Raw genomic sequence first — 17148 nt, forward strand, 5'->3', positions numbered from 1 at the left:
GCCATGGTGGCCCTTCGGGCTTCCGAGGACGAAGTCATTCCGCTGCTGGAAGCGCACGGAAATCGGGTGTCCATCGCAGCCGTCAATGGACCTCGGGCCACGGTCGTCTCCGGCGAGGAAGACGCGGTTGCGGCCATTGCGGCGCACGTCGAAGCGCGCGGTGGCAAGGCCACGCGGTTGTCCGTCCGCCACGCCTTTCATTCGCACCGCATGGACGCGATGCTCGAGGCCTTCGCAGGCGTCGCCCGCGGTCTGTCCTACGGTGCGCCGCGCATTCCCATCGTGTCCAATGTGACGGGCACGATCGCCTCCGCGCGCGAGCTGGGCTCACCCGAGTACTGGGTGCGGCACGTGCGCGAGGCGGTTCGCTTCTCCGACGGGGTGCGAACCTTGGCGTCGGAAGGGGTCGACGGCTTTCTCGAGCTCGGGCCCCACGGTGTGCTCTGTGCGCTGGCAGAGCACGCCCTGTCGGATTCGACCACCGCGGTCTTCGCGCCCGCCATGCGCAAAGGCCGCTCCGAGGGCGAAGCCCTGGTGGCGGCCGCCTCGGCGTTGCACGTTCGCGGTCACGCGCTCGACTGGACGTCCTTCTTCGCACCGTTCGACGTCCGGAGGGTCTCGCTCCCTACGTACGCTTTCCAACGCGAGAGCTTTTGGCTCGAGGCACCGCCGATCGTTCGTCACTTCGTCGATGCCGATCGCTGGTGCTACCGCACGGTGTGGAAGCCTCTTGCGCCCCCGCCCTCCGCGGCGCTCTCGGGAACGTGGTGGCTCGTCGCGCCGGACGGCGACGACATGGCGGATGCACTGGGACGAGCGCTCACGGAACACGGCGCCGGGGTCGTGCTCCTCACATGGTCCCGCCATGCGACGCGGTTCGAGCTGGCGGAGCGCCTGCGCGAGGCATCCGTCGCGTCGGGAGCACCGAGCGGCATCGTCTCGTGGCTCGGCCTCGAGGAAAGCGATGGGGACGCGCTCGCGCTGGTGCAGGCGTTGGGCGATGCCCACGTCGACCGGCCGCTATGGCTTTTGACTCGTGGGGCGGTTCGTGTCGACCCCGCGGAGATGCTCGAGCATCCCGAGCAAGCGCTCGCGTGGGGCCTGGGCCGGAGCCTTGCGCTGGAGCATCCCGAGCGTTGGGGCGGCCTCGTCGACCTTCCGCCAGCGCTCGACGCGCGAACGATGGGGTGGCTCGTCGCTGCGCTCTCAGGTTTGGGCGGCGAACGCCGGGAAGACCAACTCGCCGTTCGTTCGTCGGGCGTCTTCGCGTGCCGCTTTCTTCGGGCGCCGCTCGGAAAGCCCACGCGCGACTGGAAGCCACGCGGCACCGCACTCGTGACGGGGGGGACGGGCGCGCTGGGGGCGCACGTCGCGCGATGGCTCGCGAAAGAAGGGGCGGAGCACCTCGTGCTCACCAGCCGTCGCGGGTTGCTTGCACCGGGCGCGTCCGAGCTCGAACGCGAGCTGCAGGCCTCGGGCGCACGGGTCACGGTGGTCGCGTGCGACGCCTCCGATCGCCACGCCCTGGCCGCGCTTCTGGAAACGCTCGAAGCGCGGGGGGATGCCCCGAGCATCGTGGTGCATGCGGCAGGTGTGACCCAGCAAACGAAGCTCGAGGCCATGACCCCCGCCGAATTCGCCGACGTTGTCGCGGCCAAGGTGCAAGGGGCTCGCAACCTCGACGAGCTGCTCGGAGATCGGCCCCTCGACGCGTTCATCCTCTTCGCATCGCTCGCCGGTGTGCTGGGGGGCATGCACCAGGCAGCGTACGCGGCCGCCAATGCCTATCTGGACGCGCTGGCGGTGCAGCGGCGGGCGAGGGGGCATCGGGCGACGGCGATCGCCTGGGGAGCATGGGGCGGCGGGGCGGGCATGGCCGATGCCAACCTCGAACCCCTGCTTCGCCGGCGCGGTCTGCTTCCGATGGATCCCCAAGCGGCCATCGCCCTCCTGCAGCAAGCCATCGAGCGCGATGAAACGACGCTCACGGTGGCCGACATCGATTGGGATCTCCTGGCGCCCCTTTATGCGTCGCCGCGCGCGCGCGCCCTCCTGGGCGAGCTTCCCGAGGCGCGCCGCACCGCCGTGGCTCCACCGCCAGCGCGCGTGGATGCGCGGCTGGCGAAGCCGCAGCAGATCTTGCAGCTCGTGCTTGCGGAGACGGCGGCGGTCCTGCACCACCCGGATCCTTCTCAGCTCGACCCGGACACGGGCTTTCTCGATCTGGGCCTGGACTCGCTCACCGCCGTCGAACTGCGCAAGCGGCTCGCGCTCGTGACCGGCGTGAACCTGCCGGCCACGCTTGCCTTCGATCATCCATCGCCCCGCCGCGTGGCGACCTTTCTCCGCGAGGCCCTCGCGCCGGCAGCCCCCGAGCGAGCGTCCATCGACGCGCCCATGCCGCGCGCCGGCGATGACGTCGAACCCATCGCCATCGTGGGAATGGGCCTGCGTCTTCCCGGGGGCGTCGTCGATCTGGGCGGGCTTTGGAACCTTCTCGCGCGGGGCGTCGATGCCGTTGGCCCCATGCCCGCGGATCGCTTTCGCGCCCACGAGTTCTACGATCCGCACCCCGACACCCAGGGCAAGAGCTACGTCCGCGACGGGGCCTTTCTCGATCGGGTCGATCTGTTCGACCCCGCGTTTTTCGGCATCAGCCCGCGCGAGGCGACGTACATGGACCCGCAGCACCGGTTGCTGCTGGAGGTCGCATGGCAGTCCCTCGAGGACGCGGGCATCGTTCCGGCTTCGCTCCGGGACACCAAAACCGGTGTGTTCGTTGGCATTGGGCCGAGCGACTACGAGTTGCTCCAAAGCGCCGGGCACGCGGATGCGGCCTATGCCGTCATGGGAACGCATACCTCGTTTGCCGCGGGGCGGCTGGCGTTCACCTTGGGTCTGCAAGGACCGGCCCTTTCCGTGGACACCGCGTGTTCGTCCTCGCTCGTGGCTCTTCACCTGGCGTGCCGCGCGCTGCAACGTGGCGAATGCGATCTCGCGCTGGCCGCCGGGGTGCAGGTGATGAGTGCGCCCGAAGGCTTCGTGCTGTTGTCGCGCATCCGTGCCCTGGCCCCGGATGGTCGTTCCAAGACGTTCTCCGCGAAGGCCGACGGCTACGGCCGCGGGGAGGGCACGGTCGTGGTCACCCTCGAGCGGCTGCGCGATGCACAGGCGCACGGGCGGAATGTCCTGGCCGTCGTCCGGGGCAGTGCCATCAACCACGACGGCGAAAGCAGCAGCATCACGGCGCCCAACGGCACGGCCCAGCAGAAGGTGCTGCGCGAGGCCCTGCGCGATGCACGGCTCGACCCGGCCGACGTCGACGTCGTCGAATGCCACGGTACCGGCACGGAGTTGGGCGATCCCATCGAGGTGCAGGCCCTGGCTGCGGTGTATGGACAGGGGCGTGACGGCGGGCAGCCGCTGTGGCTGGGGGCCATCAAGTCGAACATCGGCCACCTCGAATCGGCGGCCGGGCTCGCGGGCGTGGCCAAAGTCGTGGCGGCCTTGCAGCACGAGGCCGTCCCTGCGTCGCTGCATGCCGGGGAGCGCAATCCGCACATCGATTGGGACGCGTTGCCGGTTCGCGTCGTCGATGCGCTGCGTTCGTGGGAACGTCGGCAGGGGGGTGGGCTTCGGCGTGCGGGCGTGTCGTCGTTCGGCATCAGTGGGACGAATGCGCACGTGGTGATCGAGGAGGCGCCTGCGAGCCAGATCCCTCCCCAAATTGGGAATTTGGAAAATCGGCATCTGGCGTTCGTGGTGTCGGGAAGGACAGACGCGGCGCTGCGCGCCCAGGTCGAGCGATTGCGGGCGCACCTCGCCTCGTCTCCCGACGCGCGGCTCGTGGACGTGGCCTATTCGCTCGCGACGGCGCGAACGCATTTCGAGCGGCGGGCGGTGGTGGTGGCCGCCGATCGCGCGGCGTTGATGGATCGTTTGGGTGGGCTTCCCGCGGATGCGCCGCCGTCCGCGGCGCGCGGCCACGTTGCCTTCGTCTTTCCGGGACAAGGCTCGCAGTGGCTCGGGATGGCCTTGCCGCTGTGGGAAACGTCGCAGGTCTTCCGCGAGCAGCTCGAGGCGTGCGAGCGCGCGTTTTCGCCGTACGTCGATTGGTCGCTGCGCGCGGTGCTTCATGGGGAGGGCGGCGATGCGTCCTTGGACCGCGTCGACGTCGTGCAGCCCGTGCTCTTTGCCGTGATGGTCTCGCTGGCCGCGCTATGGCGATCGATGGGCATCGAGCCGGATGCGGTCATCGGTCATAGCCAAGGTGAGATCGCCGCCGCCTACGTGGCGGGTGCGCTGTCGCTCGACGATGCCGCGAAGGTGGTCACCTTGCGCAGCCGCGCGCTGATCCGGCTCGCGGGCCAAGGGGCCATGGCCGCCGTCGAGCTCGGGGCGGACGCACTCGCACCGCACCTGGCTCGCTTTGGCGAGCGGCTTTCCATCGCGGCGATCAACAGCCCGCACACCGCGGTGATTTCCGGCGATCCCGAGGCGGTCGATGCCCTGCTGGCCGATTTGGAGGCGGCGGAGATCTTTGCGCGAAAGGTGCGGGTGGACTACGCCTCCCACAGCGTGCAGGTTGCACCCCTCGAGGGCGCGCTCTTGCAGGCGCTTTCGGGGCTCGCACCCCGCACCCCCTCGGTGCCGCTTTACTCGACGGTGACCGGAACGCGGCTCGACGAAGGCGAGCTCGATGCCGCGTACTGGGTTCGCAACCTCCGGCAAACGGTTCGCTTCGGAGAGGCCACGGCGAGCCTTCTCGGCGATGGATACCGCCTCTTCGTCGAGGTCAGCCCGCACCCGGTGCTCACGCCGGCGTTGCAGGATGCCTTCGAAAGCGCGAACGTCTCGGCGGCGGCCGTCGGCACGCTCCGCCGCGACGACGGGGACTTCGGTCGCATTCTCGTATCCCTCGGCGAGATTCACGTTCTCGGGCATCCCGTCGACTGGAGCGCCGTCTTCGCTCCGGGCTCGGCCCAGCGTGTCGCCCTCCCGACCTACGCCTTTCAGCGTGAACGGTACTGGATCGACTCCGTCGAGACGCGCCCATCGGCAAGCCCGATTGATTCCTGGCGCTACCGCATTCAGTGGAAGCCGCTGACGGACGGCGGTTCGTCGCGCGATCTCGCGGGTCGCTGGCTTCTCGTCGCACCGACGCACGTCGACGGTGACGACCCCGTGCCGGGCCTCCAGCGCGCGATCGCGGAGCGCGGTGGCACCGTGGTCGTGATGGGCGTCGCCCGAGAGGACTCCGATCGCGAGCGCCTTGCGGCACGCACGCGCGAAGCCGCCGGCGATGGCGCGGCATTCCGCGGTGTGCTCTCGCTGGCGGCGGTCGACGGGCCGGCGGATGGGACACTTGCGGTGACACTTGCCCTGGTGCAGGCGTTGGGCGATGCGCGCATCGAGGCACCCCTCTGGCTCTTTACCCGCGGCGCCGTCGCCATCGGGCGCTCCGAACGCGTGGAGCATCCGCATCGCGCGATGATCTGGGGGCTCGGTCGCGTCGTCGGGCTCGAGCACCCCGAGCGCTGGGGCGGGCTCGTCGATCTACCGGATGCCCTCGACACGCGTGCGCTCGAGCACGTGATGACCCTTTTGGCGGACGGCCATCGCGAAGAAGACCAAGTCGCCGTGCGCCCGTCGGGCATCTTCGTGCGGCGGCTCGTGCGGAGCCCGCTCGGGGAAGCCTGCCCCGCGCGCGCCTTCGCACCCCGCGGCACGGTGCTGGTGACGGGAGGGACCGGCGCCATCGGTGCCCACGTCGCACGCTGGCTCGCCGAACGCGGTGCCGAACACCTGGTGCTCGTCAGCCGCCGCGGGGCCGATGCGCCCGGCGCCGAGGACCTCCGGGCCGAGCTCACGACCCTCGGCCCGCGTGTCACGCTTGCGGCGTGCGATGTGGCCGACCGCGATGCGCTCGCGGCGCTCCTCGCCAAACTCGCGGCGGAAGGTTCGTTCGTTCGGGCTGTCGTGCATGCGGGTGGAATGCCCCAACAGACGTTGCTGGCAGACATGACCCAGGCCGAGGTGGCCGACGTCACCGCCGCCAAGGTCTCGGGTGCGCAGCACCTGCACGAGCTGCTCCGGGGTGAGCCGCTCGATGCCTTCGTGCTCTTCTCGTCGGGCGCTGCCGTGTGGGGCGGCGGACAACAGGGCGCGTACGCCGCCGCGAATGCCTTCTTGGACGCGCTGGCCGAACAGCGTCGCGATCTCGGTTTGGCGGCGACGTCGGTGGCGTGGGGCGCGTGGGCCGGCGGCGGCATGGTCGTCGATCGCGCGGTCGACGAGCTGCGAAGTCGGGGCATGGCGCCGATGGCCCCGTCTCTGGCCATCCAGGCCCTCGCGCAGGCGCTCGACCACGACGAGACGAACCTCACCGTGGCCGACATCGACTGGGCACGTTTCGCCCCCGCCTTCTCCGCAGCGCGGGCGCGCCCGTTGCTCCACGATATCGACGATGTGCGTCGCGCCCTCGAGGGAGCTCCGGAGACGCCGTCTGCGGACACCCAGGAGACCGAGCTGCGCGCGACCCTACGCCGCCTCCCCGCGGCCGAACGTGCGGCGCACCTCGTCCCCATCGTTCGCGTCCAGGCGGCTGCCGTCCTCGGACTCACCGCGCCGCACCTTCTCGATTTCGATCGCCCGCTTCGGGACGTCGGACTCGACTCCCTGATGGCCGTCGAGTTGCGCACCCGCCTCGGCAAGCTGACCGGCACGCGCATTCCCGTCGGGACCTTCTTCGCGCAGACCAGCGCGCGTGCGTTGGCCGAGCTGCTCGGCCAATCGATGCGCGACGATGGCGGCGAGGCCACGCGGCTGCCCGTCTTGGCCTTGGATCCGAGCGCGCGCCACGAACCCTTTGCCCTGACCCCGATCCAGCGTGCCTATTGGCTCGGTCGTGGCTCGCTCTTCGCGCTCGGCGGTGTCGCGACCCACTTCTACATCGAACTCGACTTCGTCGGCCTGGATCTGGGGCGCCTCGAGTCGGCGATGGATCGCTTGATCGCGCGTCATGACATGCTGCGTGCGGTCGTCCATCGCGATGGCCTGCAGCAAGTCCTGGCCGAGGTGCCGCGCATGGCCATCGAGGTCCTCGATGTTCAGGGGCTGGCCCCCGCGGAGGCCGAAGCTCGCGCGCACGAAGTGCGGGCTGCCATGTCGCACCGTGTTCTGCCGACGGACACGTGGCCGCTCTTCGAGGTGCAGGCCACCCGACTGCCGGAAGGCGTGGTCCGCTTGCACGTGGGCGTCGATCTTTTGATCGCCGACGTCAAGAGCTTCATGATCATCGTGCGCGAGCTCGCACGGTACTACGCGGACCTGGACGCCCAGCTGCCGCCCCTCGAACTCGGGTTTCGCGATTACGCGCGTTGGCAGGAGAGCCTGGCGGGCACCCCGGCGCTCGAACGCGATCTCGCGTACTGGCGCGCGCGTGCCGAGAAGTTGCCGCCCGGCCCCGAACTGACGCTCGCCGTCGCGCCGGAAAGCATCGGGACGCCCCGCTTCCAGCACTTCGCGGCGGAGCTCGACGACGCGGCGTGGAAAGCGCTCAAGGCCCGGGCGCAAGCGCGCGGGCTCACGCCGTCGGGCGTGCTCATGGCCGCCTTTGCCGAGGTCCTGGGGACGTGGAGCCGCCGTCCGCACTTCACGCTCAACCTGACCCTGTTCAATCGCCTACCGGTCCACCCCGACGTCGACCGAATCGTCGGCGACTTCACCTCCGTCATCCTGGTGGAGATCGGTCCGGGAGATGGTCCCAGTTTCGAGGCGCGCGCGCAGCGTTACCAGCGGCAACTCGGCGAGGACCTCGATCACCATCTCGTCGGCGGTCTCGATGTGACCCGGGAGATTGCCCGCGCTCGTGGCGGGTTTGCGAGCTTCCCCGTGGTGTTCACCAGCTCGATTGGCGTGGGCGATCTCACGGCCGACATCCCGCCGTCCGATGGCACGCGCCTCGTCGGAACGCCGTTCGGGATTTCGCAGACGCCGCAAGTGTGGCTCGATCACCAGGTTCTCGAGGTCGCCGGCCGGCTCTCGTACTCGTGGGACATCGTCGAGGGCTTGTTCCCGCCCGGAATGATCGAGGCGATGTTCGAGGCCTACGCCAGGCTTCTCGGCCGCCTCGCGGCATCCGACGAAGAGTGGGCAAAGGCCGATGCGGTCCTGACGCCGCCCGAGCAGCTCGCGCGCCGCGCCGCGGTCAATGCGACGGCCGGACCCCTTCCGACGCAGCTGTTGCACGAGCGCGTCGAACTCCAGGCCTCGCGGACCCCCGATGCCGTGGCGGTGGTGGATGCGCGGCGGCGGCTTCGCTACGGCGAGCTCGTTCGTGAGGCGCGCCCGATTGCGCGGCGCTTGCGCGCGGGCGGTGTCGTCCCGGGCGAGTTGGTCGCCGTGTCGATGCCCAAGGGATGGCCGCAGATCGTGGGCGTCCTGGCCGTGCTCATGGCCGGCGGTGCGTACGTGCCCATCGATCCCGAGCTACCGGAAATGCGCCGGCAGGCGCTGCTCGCACACTGCCACGTGCGGCACGTGCTGACGGAGGACGACGTCCTTGGCGGTCTGTCCGATGCTGCGGACGAAGGTCCACTCGAGCCGGTGCAGTCGCTGACCGATCTGGCCTACGTCATCTTCACCTCGGGTTCGACCGGGCAGCCAAAGGGTGTGGCCATCGAGCACGGGGCCGCCGTAAACACCCTGCTCGACCTCGAAGAGCGCTTCGCCATCGGGCCCGACGATCGCGTGCTCGGGATCTCCTCGATGTCGTTCGATTTGTCGGTCTGGGACGTCTTCGGCGTGCTCGGTGCCGGCGGCACGTTGGTGCTCCCGGAGCCTGGTGCCGTGCGCAATCCGGCGCGCGTGGCCCAGTGGCTGCGCAACGAGGGGGTCACTGTCTGGAACTCGGTGCCCGCGCTGCTACAGATGCTCGTCGACTACGCGGCGGGCCGCCCCGATGTGCTGCCCAGCACCTTGCGCTTGGCGATGCTTTCCGGCGATTGGATCCCCCTCGCGCTGCCCGATCGCGCACGTGCGCTCGTTCCTTCTTGGCGCATCGTGAGCCTGGGCGGCGCGACGGAAGCGTCGATCTGGTCCATCTTGCATCCGATCGACGAGGTCGATCCGCGCTGGACGTCGATTCCCTACGGCCGCGCGATGCGCAATCAGACGTTTCACGTCCTGGACGCGCAGCTCCGGCCCTGTCCCGACGGGGTGGCGGGGGAGTTGTACATCGGCGGAATCGGGCTCGCGCGCGAGTACTTCGGCGATGCGGAACGCACCCGCGAGCGTTTCATCGTGCACCCGCGCAGCGGGGAGCGGCTCTATCGAACCGGCGATCTCGGGCGCTTTCACGCGAACGGGGACATCGAGTTTCTCGGTCGCGAGGACCATCAAGTCAAGGTGGGTGGCCACCGCATCGAGCTCGGCGAGATCGAGTGGCAGCTCGAGCAGCACCCGCTGGTCGGGCGCGCGGTGGTGAGCACGGTGGGGCAGGCGAGGGGGCCCAAGCAGCTCGCCGCCTACCTCGTTCCCGCAGCTGCTGGCCCAGATCCCAAGAAAGATGCGCGCGCCCAGCGTGCCGCGTTCAAATTGGGACAGGGCTGGCGGCCCTCGGGCGCGGTGTCGATCGACCTCGCCGCGCGTGGCGATCGGCCCCCGCCGTGGCCGCGTAAGAGCTACCGTGTGTTCGAGGGCCAAGGACTCACCGCCGCCGCGCTCGCGCGCGTGGTGACGACCGCGCCGCGGCCGGTCACCTCGCCCGAGCGCGTGCCCTCGGCCGAGATCCTCGGGGCGTGGCTCGAGGTACTGCGCCCGTTGCCCGCACCGCAGCAGCCCTTGCCGAAGTACCGCTACGCGTCGGCGGGAAGCCTCTACGCGGTGCACGTCCTCGTCGATGTTCCGGAGGCCATGGGCGATCTGCACCCGGGCCGCTATGGCTACGATCGGGAAGCCCATCGCCTGGTGCGGCTCGGCGATGCTTCCGTGACGACGTTCGGCCTGCATCTCGTGGCCGATGTGGCCCGCGTTCGGCCGCTCTACGGCGATCTTGCCGAGTCGCTATGCCAGCTCGACGCGGGCTACTTGGCGGAGCTCTTGATCGACCGTGCCGGAGAGCTCGGGCTCGCGTTCGGGCTAGCCTCGACCGCCGAGCCCTTGGCCCATTGGGTTGGCGACGACGGCTTCTACGCGCTGAGTCTGCACGCGTCGTCTTCTGCCGAAGAGGCTTCCGTGGAGCCGTGGCTCGTGGTTCGCGAGGCGCTGGCCGATCTGTCGCCGGGGGTCTACCGCCATGCGGATACCGGATGGGTGCCGATCTCCGATGGCCGCATCGCCGATGAACAATTTCCGAACAACGAGGCCGTCGCTGCAGGCGCGCCTGCGGCGCTGGTGCTCGTCGGGAAACGAGACCCCGCGGAGCTGCATCGGGCGGGTCGTTTGGGGCATCGCTGGATGGAGTCGGCCATCGCGCACGGCGTGGGTCTGTGCCCGATCGGGTGGGTGGCACCCGAGGCCCTCGGCGCGGAGCGGACGGCCGATCACGTCGTCGTTCACGCCTTCCTGGTGGGCCCCATTGCCGACGCGCAGCTCCACGAGGAAGTGGGGAGTGAGCTGCGACTGACCGCGGGCGATCTCCGGCGCTGGCTCGGCCGGCGTTTGCCGGGGTACATGGTGCCAACGCACGTCACCGTGCTCGAGGCGCTTCCCATCACCTCCAACGGCAAGGTGGACCGCAGCGCGCTGCCCGATCCGACGCGTGCACCGGTTCAAGACACCGCGCCGCAAGCGTCGGCGGCATCGCATGGATCCATCGAGGACCGCATCGCGGCCGTGGTGGAGCAGCGGCTCGGACGTGAACGCATCGATCGACAGCGTCCCTTCTTCGAACTCGGCGCCGACTCGCTGGCGTTGGTCCAAATCCACGCGCTTCTCGTCGAACAACTGCGGCTAAAGCTCGACGTGATCGACCTTTTCTATCATCCGTCGGTCGCGGAGTTGAGTCGGAGGGTGCGCGAGATCGAGCCCGTCACGACGGTGCAACCTGCACCGACCCGCGCATCCATCGCGAACGAGCCCCTCGCCATCGTGGGCATTGGTTGCCGCTTTCCCGGTGGCATCCGCGATCCCGAGGCACTCTGGCAGCTGCTCCTCGCCGGGACCGACGCAACCCGCGAAGTGCCACTCGAGCGCTGGGACGTCGACGCGCTCTACGACGCCGACCCCGACGCCGTCGGCAAAATGGTCGCGCGCCGCGGCGGCTTCCTCGACGACGTGGGGCACTTCGATGCGGAGTTTTTCGGCATCTCGCCGCGCGAGGCCGAGGCGATGGATCCGCGCCACCGGCTCTTGCTCGAGACGGCTTGGGAGGCCCTCGAGCGCGCGGGCATCGTGCCCGAGCAACTGCGCGGTACGCAGACCGGCGTCTTCGTCGGGCTGATGTCGTCGAACGATTACCTGCCGGCGCAGCTCGGCCTCGAAGATCTGGATGGCTACATCGGGACCGGCAACACGGGCAGCGTTGCCTCGGGCCGTCTGTCCTATGTGCTGGGCACGCATGGCCCGAGCATGACGATCGATACCGCGTGCTCCTCGTCGCTCGTGGCCTTGCACGTGGCCTGTCAGAGCTTGCGCTCGGGGGAGTGCGACATGGCCCTGGTGGGCGGCGTCACCTTGGTGTTGACCCCCGGGGTCTACGTGGAATTCTCACGCCTGCGCGGCCTCGCGCCGGACGGGCGTTGCAAGAGCTTCTCCGCTGCAGGCGACGGCGTCGGCTGGAGCGAGGGCGCCGGTGTTCTGGTGGTCAAGCGGCTTTCCGACGCCATGGACGCCGGCGACACCATCGTCTCCGTGGTGCGCGGATCGGCCGTCAACCAAGACGGCCGCAGTGCCGGCCTCACCGCCCCGAATGGGCGCGCCCAAGAGGCCGTGCTGCGCCGAGCCCTCGACGTGGCCGGCATCGAGCCGCACCACGTTGGCTACGTGGAAGCGCACGGCACGGGAACCCGCCTCGGCGATCCCATCGAAGCGCGCGCCTTGGGTGCCGTCTATGGCCAAGGCCGCACGGAGCCTCTCGCCATTGGCTCGGTCAAGTCGAACCTCGGACACACGCAGGCGGCCGCGGGGATCGCGGCGGTGCTCAAGGCCGCCCTCGCGCTCGGCCATCGCGCCATTCCGAAGAGCCTGCACGCCGCGGAGCTGCATCCGGACATTGCGTGGGATGCTCTCTCTCTGGAGTTGGCGCGCACCCATCGCGCGTGGCCCGACGCGCGCTTTGCCGGCGTCAGCGCATTCGGGGCCAGCGGCACCAACGCCCACGTCATTCTGGAGAGGGCACCCGTGCGCGAATGCGCTGCGCCGGCGTCGCCAGCGGCGGATGCCTCGTGGCGGCCATTCGTCCTCGCGGGGCGCACCGAGCCGGCGCTGTTTGCGCAGGCCGGGCAGCTGCGCGCGCACATCGAGGCCCATCCCGAGCTCGCCCTCACCGACGTGGCCTATTCGCTTGCGACCACGCGTACGCATTTTGCGAAGCGCGGCGCGGTGGTCGCCCGCGATCGCGAGGGGCTCTTGCGCGCCCTCGAGGCGCTCGCGCGGGGAGATGCGTCTTCCTTCGATGGCCTGGTCTCCGGTACCGCGGACGCGCGCGGCAAGCTCGTTTTCGTATTCCCCGGCCAGGGCTCGCAATGGGCGAAGATGGGGCGGGCGCTGCTCGAGGAGTCCGAGGTCTTTCGCACGCACATCGACGCGTGCGAGCGTGCACTGTCGCCGCACGTCGACTGGTCACTTCGCGCGGTGCTCGAGCATGGCTACGACGAGGATCGGACGGGCGTGATCCAGCCCGTGCTCTTCGCCGTCATGGTCTCCTTGGCCGCGGTCTGGCGTGCGATGGGCGTCACGCCGGATGCCGTGGTGGGCCATAGCCAAGGTGAAATTGCGGCCGCGCACGTAGCCGGTGCCCTCTCGCTCGAAGATGCGGCCAGGGTCGTTGCGCTTCGGAGCCGTGCGCTCGCCCGCCTCGAGGGCAAAGGGGCCATGGCGGCCGTGGAGCTGCCCGCCGCCGATCTCGAGGCGCGCCTCGGGCGCTGGGGCGACGCGCTATCCATTGCCGCCGTCAACGGTCCGCGCAGTTCGGTGGTCTCGGGCGAACCCGGGGCCATCGATGAACTGCTTCGCGAGCTCGAATCTGCGCGGATTTTCGCCCGCAAAGTGCGCGTCGACTACGCTTCGCACGGCGCGCAGGTGGAGCAGCTGCGTGAGGAGATCCTGGCGTCCCTCGCCGGGGTTCAACCGCGCTCCGCGAGCATTCCATTTTTCTCCACGGTAAGAGCTAGCAAGCTCGAAGGTACGGAGCTCGGCGCGGCATACTGGTACGAGAACCTGAGGCAAGCGGTTCGCTTTGGCGATGCGGTCGCGCAGCTCGCCGTCGAGCATCGGTTCTTCGTCGAGGTGAGCCCGCATCCGGTGCTGGGGATGGCCCTGCGGGAGACGCTCGAATCGCTGGGGATCCAGGGCGCGGTCGTGGGCACGCTGCGGCGTGACGAAGGGGATGCTCGACGGCTGTCGCTTGCCGTCTCCGAGCTCTACACGCAAGGCTTTGCGCCCGATTGGGCGAAGGTCCTTCCGCGGGGTGGGCGCGTGGATCTGCCCGTGTATCCCTTCCAGGGAGAACACTACTGGCTCGGGTCGTCCCTGCACCCGAAGGCGCACCCGTTGTTTGGGCCACCCCGCGTGGCCGCGGACACGGGCGCGTGGATCTTCGAGACGACCCTGTCGCAGCGTTCACCGGCCTGGGTTGGGGATCATACCGTTCGCGGGAGCACCTTGCTGCCCGGTGTCGCCTTCTTCGAATGGGCGCGCGCCGCGGCCTCCGGCATCGGTCGCGCGGAAGCGTTCGCGCTCACCGACGCCACGGTGCATACACCGCTGCTCGTACCCGAGCATGGCGATGTGCGGCTGCAAGTGATCGTGGCGCCTTCCGAGGCAGGGGATCCGGTCGAGGTCCATATCTACAGCGCGCCAGCTGACGAGACGCTCGCGTGGACGTTGCACGCCGAAGCGCGTTTCACGCATCTCGCGGCGGAACACGCGCTGCCTTCTGCCTTGCCGACGCTGCCCCCCGATGGGAGCGAACGCGAGACCCTCGAAGGCTGTTACGACGCCCTGAAGGACCACGGCGTGGACTACGGTCCTCGCTTTCGAACCCTGCGGGAATCGTGGCGTGAGAATCCCTCCGTGCGCTGGGTACGGGCGGAACTCGACGAGGCCTCGCGTGGAGAGGCGCAGGACTATGGCATTCATCCCGCCTTGCTCGACGGCGTCCTTCACGCCGCGGCCCTTTGGCAAGACGACGCGCGAGGCGGTATTTATCTGCCGTTCTCGCTCGCCGAGCTGCGGCTATGGCAGAAGGGCGCGCATGCGGTCTGGGCCCGGGTCGAGCACACGCACGATGGCGGAACGCTGCGGCGTCTCGACGCGATGCTCTACGACGAGCAAGGCATGCCCGTCGGCGAGGTGCGAGGGCTGCATCTGAAGCAAGCGCCCGATTCGGCGTGGCGTCCGCGCGCTGATCGCGATCGGTACCACGTCATCTGGGAAGAGACCTCGGCGCGATCTCGGAGCCATCTTTCCGGGCGCTGGGCACTCGTGGGAGATGGCGGCCCGCGCAACGAAGCTCTCGCGCGTGCCCTCGAGGCGGCAGGCCTTCGCATTCGAACGATGCCGCACGCAACCCCGGAGGACGTCGATGGCTATCTGTGCCTTCCTCCCGATGCGACCGACCCGGGAGAGCCTCTCGTCGAGCGCACCTTCGCCGAAGCCACCCGCGCGCTCGCGGCGTTGCAAGCACTGCTCGCGGGCGGAAACCCGCCGCCGCGCCTCGTGTGGATCACCCGCGGTGCCGTGGCCACCGCGCCAGGCGAGGCCGTGCCGGCGCTGGAGCAATCGCCGCTCTGGGGCCTTCTGCGCAGCGCACGCCACGAACACCCCGACGTCGACCTCCGCATCATCGACGTGGGACCCGAGGACCCGACCGCGGACGCGTTGATGCGCGCGCTCTCTCTCGAGGACGAGCCGGAGGTTGCGGTTCGAGGCCAGCACCTGCATGTCCCGAGGTTGCTCCGTGCGAAAGCCGCGCCCCCGAGCTCCGAATCGCCGCTTCGGTTCGAGGGCGCATTCCTCGTCACGGGCGGCCTCGGTGTGCTGGGACGCCACACGGCTCGCTGGCTCACCGAACGGGGCGCGTCGCACCTCGTCCTCACCTCGCGCCGCGGCCGCGACACCGACGGTGCCGCCAGCTTGGAGGCGGAGCTCACCGCCCTCGGGGTGCACGTCACCATCGTCGCATGCGACGTCGCAAACTCGGACGCCGTTCACGCGCTCGTTCGCACCGTGACGTCTCAGGCACCGCTGCGCGGCGTTTTTCATTGCGCCGGCGTGCTCGATGACGGTGTGCTCTTCAACCAGAGCCCCGAGCGCTTCGCCTCCGTCATGGCACCCAAGGTCGCGGGCGCGTGGAACCTGCACCGGGCGACCGAAGGCCTGAACCTCGACGCGTTCGTGCTCTTCTCGTCGCTGGTCGGCGTTTTCGGTGCATCGGGGCAGAGCACCTACGGCGCGGCCAACGCCTTCCTCGATGCCCTGGCCCAGCACCGAAGGGCCCTCGGCTTGCCCGCGACCTCGCTCGCCTGGGGCTACTGGGGCGAACGAAGCACCATGACCGCGGGCCTTGGTGATGCGGATCTCGCGCGCATGGAACGCGCGGGCTTGGGCGCACTTTCGGCGGCTGCCGGAATGCAGCTGCTCGAAAGCGCCCTTCATGCGGGCGACATCGTTGCAGTCACGGCCGCCCTGGAATTCGGCCCGATGCGCGCGGCCTTCGAGCGCTCGCAACGAGGCGTCCCGCCGCTTCTCGCGCGCCTGCTCCGTCCCACCGCGGCCCCTTCGAGCCCGGCGCGTGATCCATCGGCACGAGCCGATGCGCGTGCGCGACTGGCGGCTCTCTCCGAAGCCGAGCGCCGTGCGGCCATCGTGGAGCTGGTGCGCGAGGAGGCGGCCAAGGGGCTCGGGCTTCGGACGGCCGCGGATCTCGCCCCGCACCGCGCACTGCTCGAGTTGGGCCTGAATTCCATCATGGCGCTCGAAATTCGACGGCAGCTCGGGGCGCGATTGGGCCTGTCGCTGCCTGCGACCTTGCTCTTCGAATGCCCCACGGCGGAGGAAATTGCCGATCGCGTGATGCGCGACATGAACTTCGATATCCCGACGACCGCCCATCCCATTGTCGCCCATGCCAACGACGCCCTCCTTCCCAACGTGGAACGATTGGGCGCACTCGGCGAATTCGATTTGGCCTTCGAGCTGGTGGACGTCTCGTCGCGCATTCGACGCGTTCGTGAACGCACGTCGCGACAACCCGTTGCCCGGCCCCAGGCCGTCAAGCTGGTTGCAGGACCTTCGTCCCCGGCCCTCATGTGCTTTCCCACCACGACACCGCCAACGGGCTCGATTCAGTATGCGCGATTCGCAAACGCGTTTTCCGGTCAGCGCGATGTCTGGGCTCTCCCGAACCCCGGTTTCGCGCGCGGTGAACGTCTGCCCGAGGACCTCGCGAGCCTAGCCCGCACGCACGCTGAGAACGTCGTGCGATGCGCGAATGGCGCTGCGTTCGTCCTCGTGGGCTGCTCGTCGGGTGGCTGGATTGCCCATGCGACTGCGGAGCATCTCGAGCGCCTCGGCGTTCTTCCGGCGGCGGTCGTCTTGCTCGACACCTACCGAATGCGCGATATCTCCGCGGGTATTGGCGGCACGTTTCGGCGCGCGTGGCTGAGTGACCGCCCGAGCATCCCGCGAACGGAGGACGAGTTCACGGCCATGCCGTGGTACACGAACCTCTTCGAAGATTGGGAACCTGCGCGTCTCGGCTGCCCCACGCTGTTTCTCCGCGTCACCGAACCGATGCCCGGGATGGAAGGCGATATCGTATCCGGCAGCGGCACGTGGCAGCCCCACTGGGCCGGAGCCGACGCCGTCGTCGACCTACCCGGCACGCACTTCACGATCCTCACCGAGCAGGCTGACACCGCCGCCGGGCTCGTCGAAAGCTGGTTGGCCAACCTCGCGCGAGCCACCGGCGGGGAGCGCTGAAGA

Annotated in this window: 1 protein-coding gene (running past one end of the window); it reads left to right on the forward strand. The window is 69.4% G+C overall.

Translation table 11 applies throughout. The features are described 5' to 3' along the window. Nucleotides 1-17145, forward strand: partial view of an amino acid adenylation domain-containing protein gene (locus tag LVJ94_13935; GenBank protein ID WXB08332.1) — the 3' portion only. The gene continues 2082 nt to the left of window position 1, outside the view; the window shows 17145 of its 19227 coding nt (coding positions 2083-19227); the start codon falls outside the window, past its left edge; its stop codon occupies nucleotides 17143-17145. The last annotated feature ends 3 nt before the right edge of the window (nucleotides 17146-17148 follow it).

Source organism: Sorangiineae bacterium MSr11367, from assembly GCA_037157805.1.
GTDB lineage: Bacteria > Myxococcota_A > Polyangia > Polyangiales > Polyangiaceae > Pendulispora > Pendulispora rubella.